Below are 21,292 nucleotides of genomic sequence, written 5' to 3' on the forward strand. Positions count from 1 at the left end.
ATCAGGAAGGATGCCAGATGGCCGAGATCAAAGACCCCGAAAACACGATCATCATGGAGACGACGAAAGGCAAGGTCGTCATTCAGCTTCTGCCAGATGTCGCACCGGGCCACGTCGCGCGCATCAAGGAGCTTGCTCGTGAGAATTTCTACGACGGGATCGTTTTCCACCGTGTGATCGAGGGCTTTATGGCTCAGACCGGTGATCCGACCGGCACGGGCATGGGTGGCTCCGACAAGCCGGACCTGAAGGCAGAGTTTTCGAATATGAGCCACGTTCGCGGCACCTGCTCAATGGCTCGTTCGCAGAACCCGAACTCGGCGAATTCGCAGTTCTTCATCTGCTTTGATGATTCTGCGTGGCTGAACCGCCAGTACTCTGTCTGGGGTCAGGTCATTGAAGGCATGGAGAACATCGACAAGATCAAGCGCGGCGAGCCGGTGCGCGATCCGGACAGCATCGTCACGATGCGCGTCGCCGCCGACGTCCAGGCCTAACTAAGCCTTATTGCAGGGCGCGACCTCTCCGGAAGGAGCGGTCGCGCCCTGAACCATTTTGACTTTTTCAATTTGACTGCCTCATCTCCTTTGAAATTGGCGCTTGGAACAGGCTTGCTGAATGCGAGTAGATCTCTTCGACTTCGACTTACCTGACGAGCGGATCGCGCTGCGACCGGCAGAGCCTCGTGATTCGGCACGGATGCTGGTGGTGAAGGACAGGCGAGGTTTTGAAGATCGCATCGTGCGTGATCTTCCCGCCTTTCTGCGTCCGGGGGACGCGATTGTTTTCAACGATACACGGGTTATTCCGGCGCAGCTGACAGGGCTTCGTCGACGGGATGGTTCGGTTTCCCAGATCGATACAACGCTTCACATGCGTGTTGCGGCAGATCGATGGAAGGCTTTTGCCCGTCCTGCCAAACGGCTGGTGGTCGGGGACCGGATCAATTTCGGTCATGGGAGCAACACTTGTCTCGTCGGGTCGCTCGATGCGACAGTCATCGACAAAGGGGAAGCAGGCGAGGTCACGCTCGCATTCGATCTGTCTGGACCGGCGCTGGACGAAGCGCTTCATGCGGTGGGACACATTCCTCTTCCGCCCTATATCGCGACGCGCCGAATGGATGATGAGCGCGATAAGGCGGATTACCAGACGATTTATGCGCGTGAAGAGGGGGCAGTCGCTGCCCCAACGGCAGGATTACACTTTACGCCAAGTCTGTTTTCCGCGCTCGAATCTACGGGTATCGAGAAGCACTTTGTGACATTGCATGTCGGGGCTGGCACCTTCCTGCCCGTCAAGGCGGACGACACAGCCGATCACAAGATGCATTCCGAAATCGGATACGTATCGGCACAGACTGCCGCAGCGCTCAACGCGGTCAAGGAACGCGGAGGCCGTATCGTTTCAGTGGGCACGACGTCTCTGCGGCTGATGGAAAGCGCGGTTGGTCCAGATGGCCGACTGCAGGAATGGTCCGGATCCACGGATATATTCATAACGCCCGGCTACAAATTCCGCACCGCGGACGTGCTTATGACCAACTTCCACTTGCCGCGCTCGACCCTGTTCATGCTGGTCTCGGCATTTGCAGGTCTGGAGACCATGCGGGCCGCTTATGCGCACGCAATCGAAAATGAGTATCGCTTCTATTCTTACGGCGATTCCAGCCTTCTTTTCCGGAGTGACTTGTGACTGAGCAGTTCACGTTCAAACTCCTCGCAACTGACGGCAAGGCGCGACGGGGCGAAATCAGCATGCCGCGGGGGACCATTCGTACGCCTGCGTTTATGCCAGTCGGCACGGGTGGCACCGTCAAGGCGATGTATATGGACCAGGTCAGGGACCTTGGTGCCGATGTTATTTTGGGGAACACCTATCACCTGATGCTGCGCCCGGGAGCGGAGCGGGTGGCGAGGTTGGGCGGTCTGCATGAGTTTGCGAAGTGGCCGTATCCTATTCTCACAGATTCCGGCGGCTTTCAGGTCATGTCACTGGCGCAGCTTCGCAAGCTGAACGAACAGGGCGTTACCTTCCAGTCGCATATTGATGGCCGTAAGTTCGAGATGTCACCCGAGCGGTCAATAGAGATTCAGGGGCTTCTGGATTCCGACATCCAGATGCAGTTGGACGAGTGCGTTGCACTGCCGACCGACGCCAAGAACATTGAACGTGCAATGGAATTGTCCTTGCGTTGGGCCGAAAGGTGCAAGGCTGCATTTGGCAATCAGCCCGGCAAGGCTATGTTCGGCATTGTCCAGGGCGGCGATATTCCGGCGTTGCGTGAGCGCTCTGCCGAAGCGCTCAAGGCGATGGACCTCAAAGGTTATGCTGTCGGCGGCCTAGCCGTCGGCGAACCGCAGAAAGTCATGCTTGATATGCTGGACGTGACCTGTCCGATCATGCCTGCTGACAAGCCAAGATATCTAATGGGCGTCGGAACTCCTGACGACATGTTGAAATCTGTCGCTCGGGGGATCGACATGTTCGACTGTGTGATGCCGACCCGGGCTGGACGCCACGGACTGGCTTTCACCAGGCGAGGGAAGGTCAATCTACGCAATGCGCGGCACGCCGACGATCCGCGACCTTTGGACGAAGAATCACCATGCCCCGCAGCGCGTGACTATTCCCGTGCCTACCTTCACCACCTCGTTAAGTCTGGCGAGGCTCTGGGAGGCATGCTGCTGACATGGAATAATCTGGCCTACTATCAGCAATTGATGGCTGACATCAGGTCGGCGATCGAAGCTGGTCGCTTTTCCGATCGCGCGGCCGAAATTTCAGCGGCTTGGGCCGCTGGAGATATACCGCCTCGGTGACGGGCTTTTAAACCGCGTATTCAACACCTTCGTAAGGCGTTCTGAAGTAATTCAAAAGGACTAGGGTTTCGTCGAGGAGCCTGGTCCTGGAGAAGCTTTCGTTCAACGAGAGATCATCTCAGCGGTTGCTAAAAGGACTTGCTTTCATTCCAGATGCTGATTGAAATAGCCTGGAATGGAGGTTTCCGTTTGGCATCATTCGATGAGATGCGTCCGGGAGGCGCGGGAACGAGGCAACCTTACGCCGGATACGATTCCTGGTTTCAGAATCAAGATCCGGCGCGCCTGAAAGAAAAGATGCTGGATGCGGAATCGGTATTCCGAAAAACCGGCATCACCTTCGCGGTCTATGGCGAGGCAGAGGCGGCTGAGCGCCTGATACCATTCGACATTATTCCAAGGATAATCTCAGGCAGTGAGTGGCGCCGCCTTACCCAGGGCATCGAACAACGGGTTCAGGCGCTGAATGCATTTCTTGACGATATCTACCATCGGCAGGAGATCATCCGGTCGGGACGCCTTCCGAAGCATTTGATTGCGGGAAATGAAGCATTCCTTCCCGAGATGATCGGAGTGCGCCCGCCTTCTGGTGTCTACACTCACATCATTGGCGTCGATATTGTGCGCACTGGCGAAAACGAGTTTTTCGTTCTGGAGGACAATGCTCGTACGCCCTCGGGCGTCTCCTATATGCTCGAGAACCGAGAGACGATGATGCAGCTCTTCCCGGAGCTGTTTCAAAAAATCAAGGTTCGCCCAGTCGAAGATTACCCGCAATTGCTGCGGCAGTCTCTTTCGATGGTTGCTCCCGAACCGGCGAAGGGCGCGCCTACAGTGGCCGTGCTCACTCCGGGCATCTACAACTCCGCCTATTTCGAGCATGCGTTTCTCGCTGACCAGATGGGGGTCGAACTGGTCGAGGGACATGATCTGCGCGTGATTGATGGGCATGTGGCGATGCGGACAACGCAAGGATACAAGCGGATCGACGTGCTCTATCGGCGTGTCGATGATTCTTTTCTCGACCCGCTTACTTTCCGGCCGGATTCGACGCTGGGGGTCCCGGGTATCATGGACGTTTACCGGGCCGGGAACATCACGCTCGCAAACGCGCCTGGGACGGGAATCGCCGACGATAAGGCGATCTACTCCTACATGCCGGAGATCATCGAGTTTTACACCGGCCGAAAAGCGATACTCGGTAACATCCCTACGTGGCGGTGCTCCGAGCCGGATAGCCTTAAATACGTAATCGAGCACCTTGAAGAGTTGGTCGTCAAGGAGGTGCATGGATCAGGCGGTTACGGCATGCTGGTCGGGCCCGCCGCTTCAAAAAAAGAAAGAGACCTGTTCGCATCAAAGCTAAAGGCCAATCCTGCAAACTACATTGCTCAACCGACTTTGGCTCTTTCGACGTGCCCTATACTGACCGAGGCAGGTCTTGCTCCGCGCCATGTCGACCTTCGTCCGTTCGTTCTCATGTCGGACCGTATCACGATCGTCCCCGGCGGGCTGACTCGCGTTGCCCTCAAAGAGGGATCCCTCGTGGTCAATTCATCTCAAGGAGGCGGTACCAAGGACACATGGGTGCTGGATGACTGGTAAGGGGGCGCACTGACATGCTGCTTGGACGCACGGCAAACGACCTCTACTGGATGAGCCGCTACATCGAACGCGCAGAAAACATGGCACGCCTCGTCGACGCGGGTCTTCGACTTGCATTGACCCGCACTGAATCCGCCTCGGACGAATGGTCATCAGTTGTGGCGAGTGCGGGAGCCAAGGCCGCCTATGAGGCGCGCTATTCCAGCTACACGGCAGAAGCTGTTGGAGATTTCCTTCTCAGAGACAGCACGTATCCATCCAGCGTGATCTCGTGCATCGAGGCCGGACGTTCTAATGCGCGAATGGTCAGAACGGCGCTGACCCGTGAAAATTGGGAAAGCATCAACGAGACCTGGATGGCGTTCAAGACACTGCTGGCACCGGAAATTGACCAGCGCGAATTGCCGTCGATCCTCGACCAGATCAAGCGCCAGACCGCGCTGATCCGGGGTGCGTTTCATGGCACGATGCTTCGAAACGAGATCTTCGATTTTGCGCAGCTCGGAATTTATGTGGAGCGTGCGGACAACACCGCACGTATCCTAGACGTAAAATATTACGTTCTTCTGCCCTCTCTGTCCTGGGTCGGTTCCTCACTGGACAACTACCAATGGGAATCGATCTTGCGGTCCGTCTCGGCGCACCGTTCGTATAGGTGGGTGTACGAGGCGGATTACAAACCGAGGAACATCGCGCACTTTCTCATACTCAACCGGCGGATGCCTCGTTCGCTGGCCTTTTGTTATCGTATGATCGCGGAAGGCCTGGAATTGCTGGCGGAAGATTATGGCGAGCGCCATACCTGTCATGACACCTTGGACGAGATCCGCCGCCAATTAGCTCCCGACTCAATTGACCAGATCTTTGAGAATGGCCTTCACGAGTTCCTCAGTCATTTCATTCGCTGTAACAACAGGTTCGGCGAAGAAGTTGCAGAAGATTACAGGTTCTTCTGATGCGGCTCAGGATCTCGCACCAGACCCAATATAGCTACGACAGCCCGCTGCCTTACGCGCTTCAGCGGATACGTCTTTGTCCCCAATCGGGGCCCACACAGGATGTCTTTTCCTGGAAATTGGACGTGTTGGGCGCAAAGGAAGAGGTCCGATTTAACGACCATTTCGGCAACGACACGCGTCTGTTTAGCGTGACGCCTGGCACCTCTCAGGTCACCATACTCGCATCCGGCGAGGTTGAAGTTAAGAACGTTTCTGGTGTCCTCGGGCCCCATTCGGGAGATGCACCATTATGGCTTTTTCAGCAGGAAACCGCACTTACGCAGCACGGTCCATTGGCGACTGAATTGCTAAACGGCGATGAGCGGAATGTCGATCTGCTGGAGCAGTTGCATGATTTATCCGCCCGTATCCGGCAGCGTGTCTCCTATCGTGTTGGAGCTACGGACGCTTCTACAACCGCGGAAGAAGCGTTGAACATGGGGGAGGGTGTTTGTCAGGATCACACGCATATCTTCCTGTCCACAGCACGAAGGCTTGGTGTCCCCGCGCGGTACGTGAGCGGCTACCTTATGCTGGATGATACCGTTCAGCAGGTGGCTACCCATGCGTGGGCCGAGGCCCATATTGATGGCCTCGGCTGGGTCGGCTTTGACGTTTCAAACGGTATTTCACCTGACGACCGATATACTCGCATCGCAGTCGGCCGCGACTATCGGGACGCAATGCCGTTTTCGGGTATACGCGTGGGCCTCGCGCAGGAACTTCTTGAAGTTCACATCACGGTAGAGCAGTAGTTTTCTTTTCCACTGGGACCCTTTCGATGACTTACTGCGTCGGCGTGAAGTTTAATCGCGGACTGGCCTTCATGTCGGACACCCGCACAAACGCCGGGGTCGATTCCATCTCGGTTTTCAAGAAGATGTACACGTGGGAGGTTCCAGGCGAGCGGGCCTTCGTGTTGCTCGCTGCAGGCAATTTGGCGACGACACAGGCGGTCGTCAGCTTGCTGGATGAACGAGCCAAGAGTGTTGCGGATCGTTCGCCGACCCTTTTGAAAACCCCCTCCATGTATCAGACGGCACGGCTTGTTGGAGACACGGTTAAAGAGGTGATCGCGACGTCCGCTTCGGGAGGCCAAAACGCTGATGCCTTCAGCGCCTCTTTTATTCTGGGTGGGCAGGTGAAGGGCGGCGAACCGCGTCTTTTCCTGATCTACCCGGAAGGGAATTTTATTGAGAGCAGCGAGGACACGCCATTCTTTCAGATTGGTGAGACGAAGTACGGTAAACCTATACTCATCCGCGCTTACGATCCTGACATGAGTTTCTCGCAAGCCACCAAACTTCTGGCGATCTCTTTCGATTCGACGATCAGATCGAATTTATCAGTCGGGATGCCGCTCGACATGACGTTCTACGAGCGCGATTCGTTGTCTCTCGGATACCGGGCGCGCCTGGAGCAGGATGATCCATACTATAAGGAAGTGTCGGAGCGGTGGTCGGAAGCCCTTCGGGACACCTTCAATGTCTTGCCCGACTACCCACTATAAGAAAAGGGGGAAGCTTGCGCTTCCCCCTAATCGGTTCGCTTAACGGTAAGGCGACGTGCACTGACGGCGCGGGCCGTTATATGGCTGGAAGGTGTTGTCTGATGGACGGTATGAACGATACCGGTTCAGGCAGTAATCGACGTGGGCGTCACTGCCGCGATAGACACGGGTTGGGGGCGCAACGTGGCGAGGCTGCTGATTGGCAATCGCGCCGCTGATCACCGCACCAGCGATGAAAGCGGCAGCGGGGAACCAGAAGTCGCCGTGGCGGCGGTAACCTGGGCGATGGTCGCGGTAGCCCCGATGTCCACGCCAATAGACGTCCCGTCCTCGACGTTCGAATCGGTCTCGGCGCTGATGTCTATCTCTCCGCCATTCGCCCTGTACCTGGATAACGGAGTCGCTCCGATCCCAGGAAGGAGCCCCAGTTGGCATGGCAATCGCCGGTGCAGCGAAGGGGACTGTCAGGGCCATGGCGGCCGCGCATAAGGTTGATACTATTTTCAACATGCCTGATCCTCTTGCATTGTTGGTCTCGTTCGGTCCCTTCCGGCAGAAACGGCGGGGCTGTTGAAACGTTCCCAAAAGCGTGTTTTTCGTTGATATTGCTGTTGACCCGTGGCGGGTATCTCCCTATGTTCCGGCCACCTTCGGGTAGCGCTTTAAGCGTCCGGAGCGCGTAGCTCAGCCGGTAGAGCAACTGACTTTTAATCAGTAGGTCCAGGGTTCGAACCCCTGCGCGCTCACCACCCCCTTCTTCCAGCATCGCATGAAGCCTCGTTCAGGACAACGCTGCCGTTGTGATGCCGAAATTGGTTTTTGTGGTCTCAGCTTGTTTCAAAGTTGCGTGTGCGACATAAGAACCGAGATAAAATTACAAAAAATAGGTCAGTATCGCTGACGACGGTTGCGAATTCCCTGTCTTTCTCATAAGCAGCGGTTCCCTAACAACTTGCAGTGGCCCATAGGAGTCATGATGTCGGAAGAAAGCCTTCTCGATCACGCCCTCGTACGCCTAGACGAAGCGGCAGCCCACTTGACCATCGACCCAGATGTCATCGAGAAGCTCAAATACGCCCGAGAGACTACCCAGGTTCGCCTCATGATCCGTATGGATGATGGGTCACGAAAATCGTTTCTCGCTTGGCGTTGCCGATATGACGACACCCGTGGCCCTACCAAGGGCGGCATCCGCTATCATCCGGACTCCAATGCAGACGAAGTTCAGACCCTCGCATTTTGGATGACCTTCAAGTGCGCGGTGATGAATCTTCCTTATGGTGGCGGCAAAGGCGCAGTACAGGTCGACCCGCGCAAGCTTTCCAAGGCTGAGCTTGAGCGTCTGTCGCGCGCTTACATTCAGGCTTTCGCTCGCACCATCGGTCCGGATCGGGATATCCCGGCGCCGGACGTCTACACCAACTCCATGGTGATGGGCTGGATGGCTGACGAGTATTCGCAGATTGTGGGTCGTTCCGAGCCAGCGGTGATCACCGGCAAGCCGATTTCGCTTGGTGGCTCTCTGGGGCGCGGCGACGCGACTGCGCGCGGCGGCTACTATCTCGTGCGCCACCTGGCTGGTGACCTCGGCCTCGAAGAACTTCGGATTGCAGTCCAGGGATTCGGTAATGCCGGTCAGCACATCGCCAGCCTTTTTGCTGCTGATGGCCACAAGATCGTCGCCGTCTCGGATTCTCAGGGCGCAGTAAAGTGCGACGATGGGTTGAACATCGAAGCTCTGCTCGCGGCCAAGCGCAGCGGCGCGTCCGTGACCTCGACTGTTGGCCAGCACGGCCACGAAGCCATGCCAGCTGAAGAACTGGTTGGTGCGAATTGTGACATTCTGGTTCCGTCAGCACTTGAGAACATGATTCACAAGGCGAACGCCGAGATCGTCCAGGCGAAGATCATTCTGGAGCTGGCGAACGGCCCGGTCACGTCCGAGGCGGATACGATTCTTGCTCGCAAGGGCGTCGTTGTCCTGCCAGACATCCTGGCAAACGCTGGTGGTGTGACCGTCTCGTATTTCGAATGGGTTCAGAACAAGCAGGGCTACTACTGGACCGTTGAAGAAATCCACGACCGTCTTCGCACGATCATGGAACGCGAAGGTCGTGCCATCTGGACGACGGCGAAGGAAAAGAACATCACCGTTCGTACCGCGGCCTATGTCCACGCTCTTTCGCGAATTGCCGACGCCATTGAGGCCCATGGTACCCAGAACTACTTCGCGAACTGACGTACTATTCCACCCGTCGGCTGCAATTTCAGCCGGCGGGCTTTTCAAGCGACCCTATGCCACGGCTTGGTGATTGGAGCTTGATAGAACCAAAGGTTATACCGAGGCCCGAAGACAACGGGTGAGCTTGGGATGGCCATTGATATCGGATATTTGAGCGCGGTCGGGGCAGGGGCTTTGTCCTTCCTTTCGCCCTGTGTGCTGCCTCTCGTGCCGCCTTATCTTTGTTATATGGCCGGGGTCTCAATCGATGATTTCCGAGCCAGCTCGGACCGGCTCACTGCGGTTGCGCCTGCGCGAAAGGCCCTGCTGGGCGCTTCAATCGCATTTGTTCTCGGATTTTCGACCGTATTCGTAGCGCTCGGAGCTGGTGCCTCGACGATTGGCGGGGTTCTCCGCGCCTGGCAACAGGAACTGGCGATCGTCGCTGGTCTGCTTATCATACTGATGGGTTTGAATTTCCTCGGCGTCATCAGGCTCCCGTTCCTCTCACGTGAGGTCCGCTTTCAGGGCGGAGGCGAACCCGCGAGTGCGACGGGCGCTTATATTATGGGCCTGGCTTTCGCGTTTGGCTGGACGCCCTGTATCGGCCCGGTTCTAGGTCCGATCCTGACGCTGGCTGGTGGAAGGGACACCGTGACCGATGGCGCAATGCTCCTTTTCGCCTACTCCCTCGGTCTCGGTATTCCATTTCTGATCGCTGCGCTTTTCTCTGGTGCTTTCATGCGTTTCCTGAGCCGGTTCAGGATACATTTGGGCCGGATTGAAAAGGTGATGGGCGGGCTGCTTGTGGCGGCCGGCCTGCTGTTCCTCACCGGCGGGATCCAGACAGCATCATTCTGGTTGCTGGAAACGTTTCCTGTCCTCGGAACACTCGGGTAGTTACGCGCGAACCATCACATACTCGCCGGGTGCGTCGCCGAGAGATGCCTTCCCGTTGGCAAGTGGCGTGCGCGCCGGAACGTGTCGTTCATCCAGCCCGGAGATCCAGTTTTGCCAGTGGGGCCACCAGGAGCCAGCAGTCTCGTGTGCATTGGCAACCCACTCGTCAAAGTCAGCCAAACTGGCACTGCTGGTCCAGAACTGGTATTTGAGGGCGGACGGCGGATTGATCACTCCGGCTATGTGGCCGGAGCCTGCCAGCACGTAGGTCATCTGGCCGCCGAAGCATTTCGACCCTTCGAATACAGAGCGTGCCGGAGCAATGTGGTCGTCCCGCGCAGCGAGATTGTAGATTGGGATGGTGACGTCGCTGAGCGATAGTTTCTTTCCTGCCAGCTCCATGCGCCCCGCTGAGAGATTATTGTTCAGATAGCAGTTGCGCAGATAGTAGGAGTGGTTGGCGGCTCCCATCCGGGTCGCGTCTGAATTCCAGAACAGAAGATCGAAGGGAAGCGGCGCCTTGCCCCGCAAATAATTGTTCACGACGTAAGGCCAGATAAGATCACCCGCGCGCAGCATGTTAAATGCCATCGCCATTCGGGTTCCATCCAGATAACCCTTGCCGGACATGGCTCGCTCAAGCGCTTCGATCTGATCTTCATCCACGAAGACTTTCAGATCACCTGCATGGGTGAAATCGACCTGGGTCGTGAAGAAAGTTACCGACTTGATGCGCTCTTCACCCTCCTTGGCAAACAGCGCCAGTGCCGCGGCGAGCAATGTGCCGCCGACGCAATAACCGATGGCATTTACCTCCGTCTCGTCGGTTTCCTCCTCGATGGTATCGAGAGCAAACTGCAGCCCCTCGCGGATGTAGGCCTCCCAACATTTGGTCCCGTGCCGCTCGTCGGGGTTCACCCAGGATATGACAAAGACAGTGTGACCTTGTTCCACCGCCCAACGGATGAAGGATTTCTGCGGGTTCAGGTCGAGAATATAGAACTTGTTGATCCAAGGCGGACAGATCAGCAGAGGCCGCTTGAGCACGGTGTCAGTGGCCGGCTCATATTGAAGAATCTCCGCCAACTCATTACGCGCAACCACCTTTCCGGGAGTAAGGGCCAGGTGTTTGCCGATTTCAAAATGCGTCGGTTCCGTATGACGGATTTTCAGGTCGCCACCCCCAGCTTGAAAATCCTCCGCAAGCATGCGCATGCCGCGAACAAGGTTTTCGCCATTTGACGCCATTGTCTCGCGTAAGAGCTCGGGGTTGGTCAGGAGGAAGTTGGATGGCGAAATCGCGTGGCTGATCTGCCCTACATAGAATTGGGCCTTGTGCCGCGTGTGATCATCCAGATCTGCGTGCTCTACCAGCTCGTTTGCCCAACGAGAGGTAACGAGGTAGGCCTGCTTCAAGAAATCGAAGAACGCGTTATTGGCCCATTCCGGGTCCTGAAAGCGCTTGTCGCCCTTTTCAGGCTTTGCAACCTCCCCAATTTCAGGCTGGGAGAGCCGTTGGATTGAGTTCGACCACACCTCGAGATAAGCAGAAAACAGCCGCGTTTGCGCCTCCAGCGCACGGCTCGGATCCTTCATCCAGTATTCGGTCAGATTCGAAAGCGTTTTGACGATATCTGCGAACGGGTTAGCTGTCGAACTATGCAGCTCGCCACGTTCATGCGCCGCCAACCACGAAGACGCTACCTTCCCCGCTTCCTCGACGGCCCGGGCTAGGTTGACAGCGAAGCTCTCCGGTTCCTTTACCAGATATTGCTCCAAATTCGGGGGAAAGCTGGTGGTTCCGCGATCGTCGCGCGTGCTCATTCTAACTCGCGTCCTCCGTTGCTTCCTTTTCAGGAGGCTCCTGTTCGCATATTACCATGTGATGTGAGTTTCGGTCCAACAGCGATCATTTAGACGAGGCAAAGAAACGATGACAATGTGGCGCATCGCCCTGATGACGGGGATTATGTTTCCAAGCCTGCAAGCGTGCGGTACCGCGACCATCGAAGACGCAGTCCCGGTCGGGGCCTTGCACAGTGCACAACCGGCGGCGCCCCCTGCGACTTTCTCTGCTACGGGCGCCTATCCCAACCTTAACGTTATCCCCGTTCCTGCGAGCGAGCAGCTGACCGAGGGTGAGGTCGAGAGAAAGACAGAAGAACTGCGCCGGCGTCGGGAAACCTTGTCTGCTGGAGGATCCGTAGCCCCCAGCGACATGCAGGCGCTGAGAACGCTTGGTAACAGTCACGCCGACGATGCGTTGAAGGTCATCGAGGGTCGCTGAACTATCGACCGGGGGAAGGTTTAGGTGTATAGCGCGGCTGAATTGCCTAACCCCTCGCGATCGGATTCTCCAATGGAAGAGTTTCACAAGGTCCGCCGGCTTCCGCCGTACGTATTTGAACAAGTTAATCGGCTGAAAGCTGCAGCCCGAGCGGGTGGCGCGGACATCATCGATCTGGGGATGGGGAATCCGGACCTGCCGACGCCTCAGAACATCGTTGACAAGCTGGTCGAAGTTGTGCGCGATCCGCGTACGCACCGTTATTCGTCCTCGAAGGGAATTCCTGGTCTGCGCAAGGCGCAGGCGAATTACTATGCCCGTCGTTTTGGTGTGAAGCTCAATCCCGACACGCAGGTCATCGCGACGCTGGGGTCGAAGGAAGGCTTTGCCAATATGGCGCAGGCCATCACCGCTCCTGGTGATGTGATTTTGTGCCCGAATCCGACCTACCCGATCCATGCATTCGGCTTCCTGATGGCCGGGGGCGTCATTCGCTCGATGCAGGCAGAACCGGACGATAATTTCATTCCGGCACTTGAGCGTGCGATCAGGCACTCTACGCCCAAGCCACTGGCGCTGATCCTGAATTATCCGTCTAATCCCACCGCCTTCGTGGCTTCGCTGGACTTTTACCGAGACGTCGTCGCCTTCGCGAAGAAGAACGACCTTATTATCCTGTCGGATCTGGCCTACGCGGAGATCTACTTCGACGGCAATCCGCCACCATCCGTCCTGCAGGTGCCTGGTGCGATGGATGTGACCGTCGAGTTTACGTCAATGTCGAAGACGTTCTCCATGCCGGGCTGGCGCATGGGGTTTGCGGTCGGCAATGAACGGCTCATCTCGGCGTTGACGCGGGTAAAGTCCTACCTCGACTATGGCGCGTTCACGCCGATTCAGGTTGCTGCAACTGCGGCGCTCAATGGGGATGGCTCGGAGATCGCCGAAGTGCGTGACGTCTATCATCGCCGCCGTGACGTGATGGTTGAAACATTCGCACGCGCTGGATGGAAGATCCCCGCGCCGGCTGCGACGATGTTCGCGTGGGCGCCTATCCCGGAACAGTTCCGACACATGGGTTCGTTGGAATTTTCGAAGCTTCTGGTGGAGAAGGCCGACGTAGCGGTCGCGCCCGGTGTGGGATTTGGTGAGCACGGCGACGAGTATGTCCGGCTCGCCCTCGTCGAGAATGAGCATCGGATCCGCCAGGCTGCGCGTAACATCAAGCGTTTCCTGGGTACGGTCAGCGCTACGCCCGACAATGTGGTCGAGCTCAAGGCGCATCGATAGGTTCCAAATCACAAACGAAGAAAGAAGGATGCCGGCGGCATGAGCGAAGCATTGCGTGTTGGGATTGCCGGTCTGGGTACCGTGGGTGCCTCGGTGGCGCGTGTTCTGGCGGAAAAGGCGGCAGAACTCACCCGTCAGTGCGGTAGATCAATCGCCGTGACCGCTGTCTCCGCACGTGATCGCAACCGCGATCGGGGCGTGGATCTCTCGGGTGTCGAATGGTTCGATGATCCGGTCGCACTTGCTCGTGAAGCCGAGATCGACGTTTTTGTCGAACTGATGGGCGGCGAGGACGGGCCTGCCAAGGCTAGCGTCCAGGCCGCACTTGAGCGCAGTTGCCATGTCGTGACCGCCAACAAGGCGTTGCTTTCCAGGCACGGCGTGTCACTTGCCCTCGTCGCCGAAAAAAATGGCGTTCTTCTTAACTATGAGGCTGCGGTTGCCGGCGGAATTCCGGTGATCAAGACATTGCGCGAGGCGCTGGCTGGTAATTCGGTCTCGCGCGTCTTCGGTATCCTGAACGGCACCTGCAACTACATTCTTACCAGGATGGAAGCTGAGGGCATTTCGTTCGAAGAGTGCCTCGCCGACGCTCAGCGGCTGGGCTACGCTGAGGCTGATCCGACCTTCGATATCGAAGGCAATGATACTGCCCACAAGCTATCGATCCTTACCAGTTTGGCATTCGGCACGAAGATATCTCCGGACGACATTTATCTGGAAGGTATCTCGAACATTTCGCAGGCGGATATAAGGGCCGCAGCGGAGCTCGGTTTTCGGATTAAGCTGCTCGGTGTTGCACAGCGGACCGAGAGCGGGATCGAGCAGCGGGTTCATCCGACCATGGTGCCGACCTCGTCGGTTATCGCTCAGGTGCACGGTGTGACGAACGCGGTGGCTATCGAGTCCGATATTCTTGGTGAGTTGCTTCTTTCGGGACCGGGCGCCGGTGGCAATGCTACCGCCTCGGCGGTGATCGGCGACATTGCCGACATTGCGAAGAGCCGCCCTGGCTTCCAGCACGGGCCAGTCTTCGGTCGGCCCGCTAAGGAGCTGTCCGCGTACAAGAAAGCGGCCATTCGCAAGCATGAGGGCGGCTACTTCATCCGCCTGACCGTTCATGATCGGACCGGAGTGTTCGCGGCTATCGCAAAGCGTATGGCCGAGAATGAGATTTCTCTGGAATCCATCGTGCAGCGCGCGGCAGATCCGCAGACGACTGACCAGAAGACGGTCGTGCTTGTGACGCACGAAACGAGCGAGGCAGCAGTTCGCAAGGCTGTCGATAAAATCACCAGCGATGGTCATTTGGTCGACAAGGCACAAGTCATCAGAATTGAGAGAGCAGCGTAAGCTGTATCTATATTCAATCGATTGATGTCTGGACGAGAGCTGAAACGCTCTTGCTTGGGGTGGTTCTCTTTGACAAAAGAGGCCAACCCCAGCCGGGAAATGCCTGATCTCACAAAAGGTTCGTCATGATGGCCAAAGCAGCCTCATCTGGTCTCGACCGTATCCTCACCCTTGAATTGGTCCGCGTGACAGAGCGCGCTGCGGTTGCAGCTGCGCGGCTTCGTGGCCGTGGCGATGAAAAGGCCGCCGACCAGGTCGCGGTTGACGCGATGCGTGCGGAGCTGAATCGCCTGCCCATCAACGGCACGGTCGTCATCGGCGAAGGTGAGCGCGACGAAGCTCCGATGCTTTACATCGGCGAGGAAGTCGGCACGGGTGAAGGTCCTGGCGTCGACATTGCACTTGATCCGCTCGAGGGTACGACGATCTGCGCCAAGAACCTTCCCAACTCGCTTGCGGTGATCGCGATCGCGGAGAAGGGAAGCCTCCTCTACGCCCCAGACGTCTACATGGACAAGATTGCGGTTGGTCCTGGCTATCCTGCCGGCGTCGTGAATCTGGATGCCTCGCCTCAGGAGAACATCGAGAACCTTGCCAAGGCGAAGGGCGTGCCGGTCAATGAGATCACGGCCTGCATTCTCGATCGTCCGCGCCATGCTCGCCTGATCGAAGCGGTCCGCGCGACTGGTGCAGCGATCCGCCTTATCGGTGATGGCGACGTTGCGGGCGTCATCCATACCACGAACCCGGATGAGACCGGGATCGACATCTACATGGGCACGGGTGGGGCGCCTGAGGGTGTGCTAGCAGCCGCCGCTCTGCGTTGCATCGGCGGTCAGATGCAGGGGCGTTTGCAGCTGAACACTGAAGAGAAGATCGAGCGCGCCGCGAAGATGGGTATCTCTGACCCTAACAAGGTCTACACGATGGATGAGATGGCCCGGGGCGACGTTCTGTTCGCAGCAACCGGCGTAACCGACGGCAACATGCTGTCGGGCGTCAAGTTCGGTCGCGACTCTATACAGACCCACACCATCGTTATGCGTTCATCCTCTGGCACCGTCCGTGAGATCAAGGCTCGCCATCAGGATCTGGACAAGTTCTGATCAGGGCTTTGTCTGAGCGACGTCGAGCGACTATGTTCGCATCCTGATGGGGGCGGATATGCCGGAACGGCGCTATTTTCTCGATATCAAGAAGTCGGTGAACGGCCTTTGCTGGGTTCACCGACTTAATCTGCGAGATGAGAATATCGCGCTTGCGATGGCGCAAGCGCATGGGGTGCCCGACATCGTCGCGCGTGTCCTCGCGGGACGCGGAGTGTCTCAGGACGACGCAACCCGGTTCCTGGACCCGACCGTACGGGACCTCCTGCCAGATCCGCGCTCATTCACAGATATGGATGCCGCAGCTGAACGGATCGCCCTGGCGATCAGGCGGCAGGAAAAGGTCGCCATTTTTGGCGACTATGACGTCGATGGCGCGTCATCTTCCGCGTTATTGATGCGCTTCCTGACCCATTACGGGATCGATGCTGAAATCTACATTCCTGACCGGATTTTCGAAGGTTACGGTCCGAACCCAGATGCGATGCGCGATCTGGTCGCGCGTGGCGCTCGTCTGATCATAACCGTTGACTGCGGCACGAATAGCGGAGCAGCAATCGACGCCGCGAATGAGGTCGGGGCTGAGGTCGTGGTGCTCGACCACCACCAGGTCGGGGGTCCTCTGCCAAATGCCGTTGCAGTCGTAAACCCAAACAGGGAAGACGATATTTCGGGGCAGGGGCATCTTTGTGCCGCTGGGGTGGTATTTGTCACCCTGGTCAGAACGGTTGCGGTACTGCGCGAGCAAGGCAGCCGCGTTTCGCCTCCGGACCTCCTTTCCTATCTGGATCTTGTTGCTCTGGCGACAGTCTGTGACGTTGTACCTTTGGTCGGCGTTAACCGAGCATTCGTCGTCAAAGGGCTGATTGCCATGCGCCGCCTCGGCAATGTGGGTCTTAGCGCGCTGTCTCGGGTCGCCCGGATTGGCGAGCCGCTCAACCCATTCCACCTGGGTTACCTGTTGGGTCCCCGCATCAACGCCGGTGGACGTATTGGGGATGCGGCGCTCGGCAGTCGCTTGCTCGCGACGGACGATCCCACGGATGCGCGCACCATTGCGGAGACGCTTGATCGGTTGAACAGCGAGCGTCAGGCGATGGAAAAGGTCATGCTGGCCGATGCACGTGCTGAGGCCGATGCTGAATTGGCACTCGGAGATGGTCCAGCGGTTCTCGTGACCGCAAGTGACCGCTGGCACGCCGGCATTGTGGGGCTGATTGCAGCCCGGCTCAAAGAGCATGCAAAACGTCCTGCATTTGCGATCAATTTCATGCCGAATGGCCTTGGTACAGGCTCGGGGAGATCGATCCCGGGGTTTGATCTTGGTCGGATGGTGAGGGGAGCTGTCGAGCGCGGGCTCCTCGTCAAAGGAGGCGGGCACGCAATGGCCGCCGGCATTACGGTTCAACGCGAGAAACTTGGTGAACTTCGCGCCTTCTTCGAGGAGTGGGCGTCGGAGGAAGTGACGCGTTTGCGTGATGCTGCGGCGCTCGAAATCGACGCGGCACTATCTGCCGATGGCGCGAATTTCCAGCTGCTGGATCGGCTGGAAAGTGCAGGCCCTTATGGCGCTGGCCATCCCCAACCGATGCTGGCACTGCCAAGGCATACTATTGCGGATGCCAGAGTAGTTGGTGAGAACCATCTCCGTGTCGACCTGCGTTCGCAAACGGGCGCGCGCCTCCAGGCGATGGCCTTTCGAACTGTCGGGACAGATCTAGGAAACTTCCTTTTGTCCAGCCGCGGCAGGGCCGTCCATATTGCTGGGACCATTTCATCCAATTGGTGGAATGGTCAGCGGTCGGTGCAGTTTCGCATAGAAGACGCTGCTGTGGCATAAATTGCGAAGGGATTGGAGCGGAGCGCTCCGGATGCTACACCAACGGCCCATCCAGCTTTCGTCGGATTTTCCATGATTTCCAGAACGTGCCTTTCGATCATTCTTGCCGCCGGTGAAGGTACCCGGATGAAAAGCGCGCTGCCAAAAGTGCTGCACCGGGTGGCAGATCTTCCTATGGTCGCTCATGTGGTCAATGCCGCGCGAGGTGCGGACATTGCCGTCGTCGTGGGACGGGAAGCGGATAAGGTTCGAGACGCTGTCAGGCCCTTCGCTCCCGATGCCGATGTGTTCCTGCAGCAAGAACGCCTGGGAACCGCTCATGCAGTTCTGGCAGCAAGAGAGAAGATTGAACGGGGCTATGATGATATCCTCGTTCTGTTTGGCGATACACCGCTGGTCGAAGTCGACGCGCTGACCTCTTTAAGATCCGAGCTTGCGAAAGGTGCGTCAGTCGTCGTGATGGGCTTTCGCACCGAGAAGCCAGATGGTTACGGGCGCTTGATCGAGAAGGATGGATCCCTCATCGCCATTAGGGAGCATCGCGACGCAAGCGATGAGGAGAGGCAGATTACCTTCTGCAATGGTGGCCTCATGGCGATAGCCGGCGAGCATGCGCTGGCGCTGCTGGACGCAGTGACGAATGAAAATGCGAAAGGCGAGTTCTACCTCACCGACGTCGTAGAGATCGGGACGGCGCGCGGGCTGAAAGTGGTAGCGACCGAGGCGTCCTACGAGAATGTGCTCGGCATCAACACCAGGGCCGAACTCGCAGAAGCGGAGACCGTGTGGCAGCAGCGCCGCCGGCGGGAGCTCATGCTGGACGGCGTGACAATGCTCGCTCCGGAGACGGTGCGGCTATCGCATGATACGGTAATCGAAGCTGACGCGACCCTGGAGCCGAACATCTATTTCGGGCCCGGCGTGAAGGTGGCTTCGGGAGCACGTATCCGGGCATTTTCGCACCTAGAGGGAGCAGTCGTTGACGCTGGTGCGGAGGTTGGGCCATTCGCGCGACTGAGACCCGGCACTCGGGTTGGCGATGGCGCTAAGGTCGGGAATTTCTGCGAGGTCAAGAATGCGGTTCTTGACCAGGGTGCGAAGGTCAACCACCTGACCTACATTGGCGATGCGCATATTGGCGCGAAAGCTAATATTGGCGCGGGAACGATCACCTGCAACTATGATGGGTTTGCGAAACATCACACGGAAATCGGCGCTGGTGCCTTCATAGGTTCGAATTCGTCGCTTGTTGCGCCCGTCAGCATCGGCGAAGGCGGATACGTTGCGTCTGGCAGTGTCGTCACGCAGGATGTACCCGCTGACGCTCTTGCCTTTGGACGCGCTCGACAGGAGACGAAGCTCGGCCTTGGTCGCAAGTTGCGCGATAGGCTCAAGGCAAAGTCCGAAAAATAAACGAATAACTGGTTTGGGTTGTGCCGCCTGGCACGACACTTGCTGAAATGAATTGTGACTTCTCCCGCGCGAGACGGACGTCCTATGACCGTCTTGCATTCGGGGTAGAAAAGGGTTCGCGGCATGTGCGGAATTGTCGGGATAGTTGGGCGGGCTGACGTTGCGCCACACATCGTGGATGCGTTGAAGCGGCTTGAATACCGTGGGTATGACTCAGCAGGCGTCGCAACCATTTCTGATGGCGCGCTTGGGCGGCGACGTGCGGAAGGAAAGCTCGTAAATCTTGAGCGGCGTTTGGCCGATGAGCCACTTGATGGCACGATCGGGATTGGTCATACGCGCTGGGCAACACACGGTGTTCCCAATGAGGCAAATGCCCATCCGCATTTTTCCGGTGACGTCGCTGTGGTTCACAACGGCATTATCGAAAACTTTGCCGAACTTCGGGCTGCGTTGATCGCTGACGGCTTTGAGTTTCATTCCCAAACTGACACCGAGGTCATTGCGCATCTGATCACCCGGGAGCTCAAGGCGGGGAAGGATCCTGTATCGGCCGCGCACGCCTCGTTGAGGGTACTGCGCGGAGCGTTTGCGCTCGCAATCATGTTCCGGGGCGATGAAGATTTGATCATCGGCGCCCGCAACGGTCCACCGCTGGCTGTTGGCCATGGGGAAGGCGAGATGTATCTGGGCTCGGACGCCATCGCACTGGCGCCGTTCACCAACGCCATTACCTATCTCGAAGATGGCGACTGGGCCGTGCTGCGTCGCAGCGGCGTCGAAATCTTTGACATTGAGGGTAGCCCGGTCAGCCGTCGGCGGCAGCAGTCGCTTGGCACAGCCTACATGGTCGACAAAGGCAATTATCGTCACTTCATGGAGAAGGAAATTTACGAGCAACCGGAGGTCGTCTCCCATACGCTCGCGAATTACCTCGATTTTGCAAACTCCAAGGTGAAAGAGTTTTCGCTTCCCTTCGACTTCGCGAAGCTCGATCGTCTGTATGTGTCAGCCTGCGGCACCGCCTATCTCGCGGGCCTGGTAGGAAAGTACTGGATCGAACGCTATGCGCGTCTTCCAGTCGACATCGATATCGCCTCGGAGTTCCGCTATCGGGAATTGCCGATAACCAAGAACAGCGCCGCGCTTTTCATCTCTCAGTCGGGAGAGACGGCCGACACGCTGGCTTCTCTGCGTTATTGCCGCAGTGAGGGTCTGCCGATCGGCGCGATCGTCAACGTGCGGGAATCGACGATCGCCAGAGAATCGGACGCGGTGTTTCCGACCCTTGCCGGTCCCGAAATTGGCGTTGCGTCAACGAAAGCATTCACCTGTCAGCTATCGGTCCTAGCTGCACTTGCGGTTCGCGCAGCAGTCGCGCGCGGCACAGTGGATGCCGCTCAGGAAGCGCAATTGGTCCGCGAGTTGTCGGAAGCGCCAGGATTGGCGCATCAGGTATTGAAGCTGGCGAGCCAGATCGAGCGTCTGGCGCGCGACCTCTCGCAATACAAGCACGTCCTGTATCTCGGCCGCGACACCAACTTCCCGTTGGCGATGGAGGGTGCCCTCAAGCTCAAGGAAATTTCCTACATCCACGCGGAAGGCTATGCGGCGGGTGAACTGAAGCACGGTCCTATCGCACTGATCGACGAGAAGATGCCGGTCATCGTGATTGCGCCTCACGATCGCATCTTCGAGAAGACGGTCTCCAACATGCAGGAAGTCGCGGCACGTGGGGGTAAAATCATCCTCATCACCGACGCGAAGGGCGCAGCGGAATCGACGGTCGATACGCTCGCGACCATCGTCGTTCCCGACGTGCCGGAAATCATCTCCCCGATTATTTACGCCTTGCCGATCCAGCTGCTGGCTTATTACACGGCGGTATTCATCGGCACGGACGTCGACCAGCCGCGCAATCTCGCGAAGTCCGTTACGGTCGAATAG

Annotated in this window: 18 protein-coding genes and 1 tRNA gene; 17 read left to right on the top strand and 2 right to left on the bottom strand. The window is 57.7% G+C overall.

All coding sequences use genetic code 11. From position 1 onward, the window contains the following. Positions 1–17 precede the first annotated feature (17 nt). From IOD40_RS01895 to IOD40_RS01925, 7 genes are all read left to right on the top strand, one after another. On the top strand, positions 18–497 hold the full coding sequence (locus IOD40_RS01895; RefSeq protein WP_198473707.1) for a peptidylprolyl isomerase: 480 nt from the start codon (positions 18–20) through the stop codon (positions 495–497). 121 nt (positions 498–618) lie between these two features. After that, positions 619–1,695: a tRNA preQ1(34) S-adenosylmethionine ribosyltransferase-isomerase QueA gene (queA, locus tag IOD40_RS01900; protein ID WP_198473710.1), complete on the top strand. Its 1,077-nt coding sequence runs from the start codon at positions 619–621 to the stop codon at positions 1,693–1,695. Then, the gene (gene tgt, locus IOD40_RS01905; protein ID WP_198473712.1) at positions 1,692–2,822 is read left to right on the top strand and encodes a tRNA guanosine(34) transglycosylase Tgt; all 1,131 of its coding nucleotides are present in this window, start codon (positions 1,692–1,694) and stop codon (positions 2,820–2,822) included. The genes queA and tgt overlap by 4 nt, the downstream gene beginning before the upstream one ends. Positions 2,823–3,011: 189 nt before the next feature. Beyond that, positions 3,012–4,427 (top strand): circularly permuted type 2 ATP-grasp protein, encoded by a 1,416-nt coding sequence (locus tag IOD40_RS01910; RefSeq protein ID WP_198473714.1) that lies wholly within the window; start codon positions 3,012–3,014, stop codon positions 4,425–4,427. A gap of 14 nt (positions 4,428–4,441) precedes the next feature. Further along, complete coding sequence (locus IOD40_RS01915) at positions 4,442–5,383, top strand: alpha-E domain-containing protein (RefSeq protein WP_198473716.1); 942 nt, start codon at positions 4,442–4,444, stop codon at positions 5,381–5,383. Further along, positions 5,383–6,180 carry a transglutaminase family protein gene (locus IOD40_RS01920; RefSeq protein WP_198473718.1) on the top strand — a complete coding sequence of 266 codons (798 nt, stop codon included), beginning with the start codon at positions 5,383–5,385 and terminating at the stop codon, positions 6,178–6,180. Before IOD40_RS01915 ends, IOD40_RS01920 begins: the two co-directional genes overlap by 1 nt. 26 nt (positions 6,181–6,206) lie before the next feature. Continuing rightward, entirely contained in the window at positions 6,207–6,935 is a 729-nt protein-coding gene (locus tag IOD40_RS01925) for a proteasome-type protease (protein ID WP_198473720.1), read from the top strand. A 39-nt stretch (positions 6,936–6,974) separates the two neighbouring features. Here IOD40_RS01925 and IOD40_RS01930 read toward each other — a convergent pair whose 3' ends face one another. Beyond that, on the bottom strand, positions 6,975–7,409 hold the full coding sequence (locus tag IOD40_RS01930; protein WP_407649050.1) for a BA14K family protein: 435 nt from the start codon (positions 7,407–7,409) through the stop codon (positions 6,975–6,977). Between the two features lie 199 nt (positions 7,410–7,608). On the opposite strand from IOD40_RS01930, the gene IOD40_RS01935 reads away from it, so the two are divergent. The 3 genes from IOD40_RS01935 to IOD40_RS01945 all read left to right on the top strand — a co-directional run bounded on the left by IOD40_RS01935 (position 7,609) and on the right by IOD40_RS01945 (position 10,056). Further along, positions 7,609–7,684, top strand: a tRNA-Lys gene (locus IOD40_RS01935). 227 nt (positions 7,685–7,911) lie between these two features. Beyond that, entirely contained in the window at positions 7,912–9,174 is a 1,263-nt protein-coding gene (locus IOD40_RS01940; protein ID WP_198473724.1) for a Glu/Leu/Phe/Val family dehydrogenase, read from the top strand. A gap of 132 nt (positions 9,175–9,306) precedes the next feature. After that, positions 9,307–10,056, top strand: coding sequence for a cytochrome c biogenesis CcdA family protein (locus tag IOD40_RS01945; RefSeq protein WP_198473726.1), 750 nt, complete (start codon positions 9,307–9,309; stop codon positions 10,054–10,056). Here the strand turns inward: IOD40_RS01945 and phaC are convergent, their stop codons facing one another. Next, a complete protein-coding gene (phaC, locus tag IOD40_RS01950; RefSeq protein ID WP_198473728.1) occupies positions 10,057–11,880 on the bottom strand; it encodes a class I poly(R)-hydroxyalkanoic acid synthase in 1,824 nt (607 codons plus the stop codon). 109 nt (positions 11,881–11,989) lie between these two features. On the opposite strand from phaC, the gene IOD40_RS01955 reads away from it, so the two are divergent. The 7 genes from IOD40_RS01955 to glmS all read left to right on the top strand — a co-directional run bounded on the left by IOD40_RS01955 (position 11,990) and on the right by glmS (position 21,292). Then, positions 11,990–12,343 (top strand): hypothetical protein, encoded by a 354-nt coding sequence (locus IOD40_RS01955; RefSeq protein ID WP_198473730.1) that lies wholly within the window; start codon positions 11,990–11,992, stop codon positions 12,341–12,343. Positions 12,344–12,415: 72 nt separating this feature from the next. Beyond that, positions 12,416–13,633, top strand: a complete 1,218-nt coding sequence (locus tag IOD40_RS01960; RefSeq protein WP_198473732.1) for an LL-diaminopimelate aminotransferase — start codon at positions 12,416–12,418, stop codon at positions 13,631–13,633. Positions 13,634–13,672: 39 nt separating this feature from the next. Continuing rightward, the gene (locus tag IOD40_RS01965) at positions 13,673–14,986 is read left to right on the top strand and encodes a homoserine dehydrogenase (protein ID WP_198473734.1); all 1,314 of its coding nucleotides are present in this window, start codon (positions 13,673–13,675) and stop codon (positions 14,984–14,986) included. A gap of 128 nt (positions 14,987–15,114) precedes the next feature. Next, on the top strand, positions 15,115–16,092 hold the full coding sequence (gene glpX / locus IOD40_RS01970) for a class II fructose-bisphosphatase (protein WP_198474232.1): 978 nt from the start codon (positions 15,115–15,117) through the stop codon (positions 16,090–16,092). Positions 16,093–16,150: 58 nt separating this feature from the next. Beyond that, on the top strand, positions 16,151–17,932 hold the full coding sequence (recJ, locus tag IOD40_RS01975; RefSeq protein ID WP_198473736.1) for a single-stranded-DNA-specific exonuclease RecJ: 1,782 nt from the start codon (positions 16,151–16,153) through the stop codon (positions 17,930–17,932). Between the two features lie 72 nt (positions 17,933–18,004). Beyond that, the gene (gene glmU, locus IOD40_RS01980; RefSeq protein WP_198473738.1) at positions 18,005–19,345 is read left to right on the top strand and encodes a bifunctional UDP-N-acetylglucosamine diphosphorylase/glucosamine-1-phosphate N-acetyltransferase GlmU; all 1,341 of its coding nucleotides are present in this window, start codon (positions 18,005–18,007) and stop codon (positions 19,343–19,345) included. Positions 19,346–19,468: 123 nt separating this feature from the next. Further along, on the top strand, positions 19,469–21,292 hold the full coding sequence (glmS, locus tag IOD40_RS01985; RefSeq protein ID WP_198473740.1) for a glutamine--fructose-6-phosphate transaminase (isomerizing): 1,824 nt from the start codon (positions 19,469–19,471) through the stop codon (positions 21,290–21,292).

The sequence above is a fragment of the Aquamicrobium zhengzhouense genome, from assembly GCF_016124105.1.
GTDB lineage: Bacteria > Pseudomonadota > Alphaproteobacteria > Rhizobiales > Rhizobiaceae > Aerobium > Aerobium zhengzhouense.

Excerpts from the sequence above, each read along its gene's own strand:
- IOD40_RS01895 (WP_198473707.1), top strand. The coding sequence starts at position 18 with ATGGCCGAGATCAAAGACCCCGAAAACACGATCATCATGGAGACGACG.
- queA (WP_198473710.1), top strand. The coding sequence starts at position 619 with ATGCGAGTAGATCTCTTCGACTTCGACTTACCTGACGAGCGGATCGCG.
- IOD40_RS01915 (WP_198473716.1), top strand. The coding sequence starts at position 4,442 with ATGCTGCTTGGACGCACGGCAAACGACCTCTACTGGATGAGCCGCTAC.
- IOD40_RS01920 (WP_198473718.1), top strand. The coding sequence starts at position 5,383 with ATGCGGCTCAGGATCTCGCACCAGACCCAATATAGCTACGACAGCCCG.
- IOD40_RS01925 (WP_198473720.1), top strand. The coding sequence starts at position 6,207 with ATGACTTACTGCGTCGGCGTGAAGTTTAATCGCGGACTGGCCTTCATG.
- IOD40_RS01930 (WP_407649050.1), bottom strand. The coding sequence starts at position 7,409 with ATGGCCCTGACAGTCCCCTTCGCTGCACCGGCGATTGCCATGCCAACT.
- IOD40_RS01940 (WP_198473724.1), top strand. The coding sequence starts at position 7,912 with ATGTCGGAAGAAAGCCTTCTCGATCACGCCCTCGTACGCCTAGACGAA.
- IOD40_RS01945 (WP_198473726.1), top strand. The coding sequence starts at position 9,307 with ATGGCCATTGATATCGGATATTTGAGCGCGGTCGGGGCAGGGGCTTTG.
- phaC (WP_198473728.1), bottom strand. The coding sequence starts at position 11,880 with ATGAGCACGCGCGACGATCGCGGAACCACCAGCTTTCCCCCGAATTTG.
- IOD40_RS01955 (WP_198473730.1), top strand. The coding sequence starts at position 11,990 with ATGACAATGTGGCGCATCGCCCTGATGACGGGGATTATGTTTCCAAGC.
- IOD40_RS01960 (WP_198473732.1), top strand. The coding sequence starts at position 12,416 with ATGGAAGAGTTTCACAAGGTCCGCCGGCTTCCGCCGTACGTATTTGAA.
- IOD40_RS01965 (WP_198473734.1), top strand. The coding sequence starts at position 13,673 with ATGAGCGAAGCATTGCGTGTTGGGATTGCCGGTCTGGGTACCGTGGGT.
- glpX (WP_198474232.1), top strand. The coding sequence starts at position 15,115 with ATGGCCAAAGCAGCCTCATCTGGTCTCGACCGTATCCTCACCCTTGAA.
- recJ (WP_198473736.1), top strand. The coding sequence starts at position 16,151 with ATGCCGGAACGGCGCTATTTTCTCGATATCAAGAAGTCGGTGAACGGC.
- glmU (WP_198473738.1), top strand. The coding sequence starts at position 18,005 with ATGATTTCCAGAACGTGCCTTTCGATCATTCTTGCCGCCGGTGAAGGT.
- glmS (WP_198473740.1), top strand. The coding sequence starts at position 19,469 with ATGTGCGGAATTGTCGGGATAGTTGGGCGGGCTGACGTTGCGCCACAC.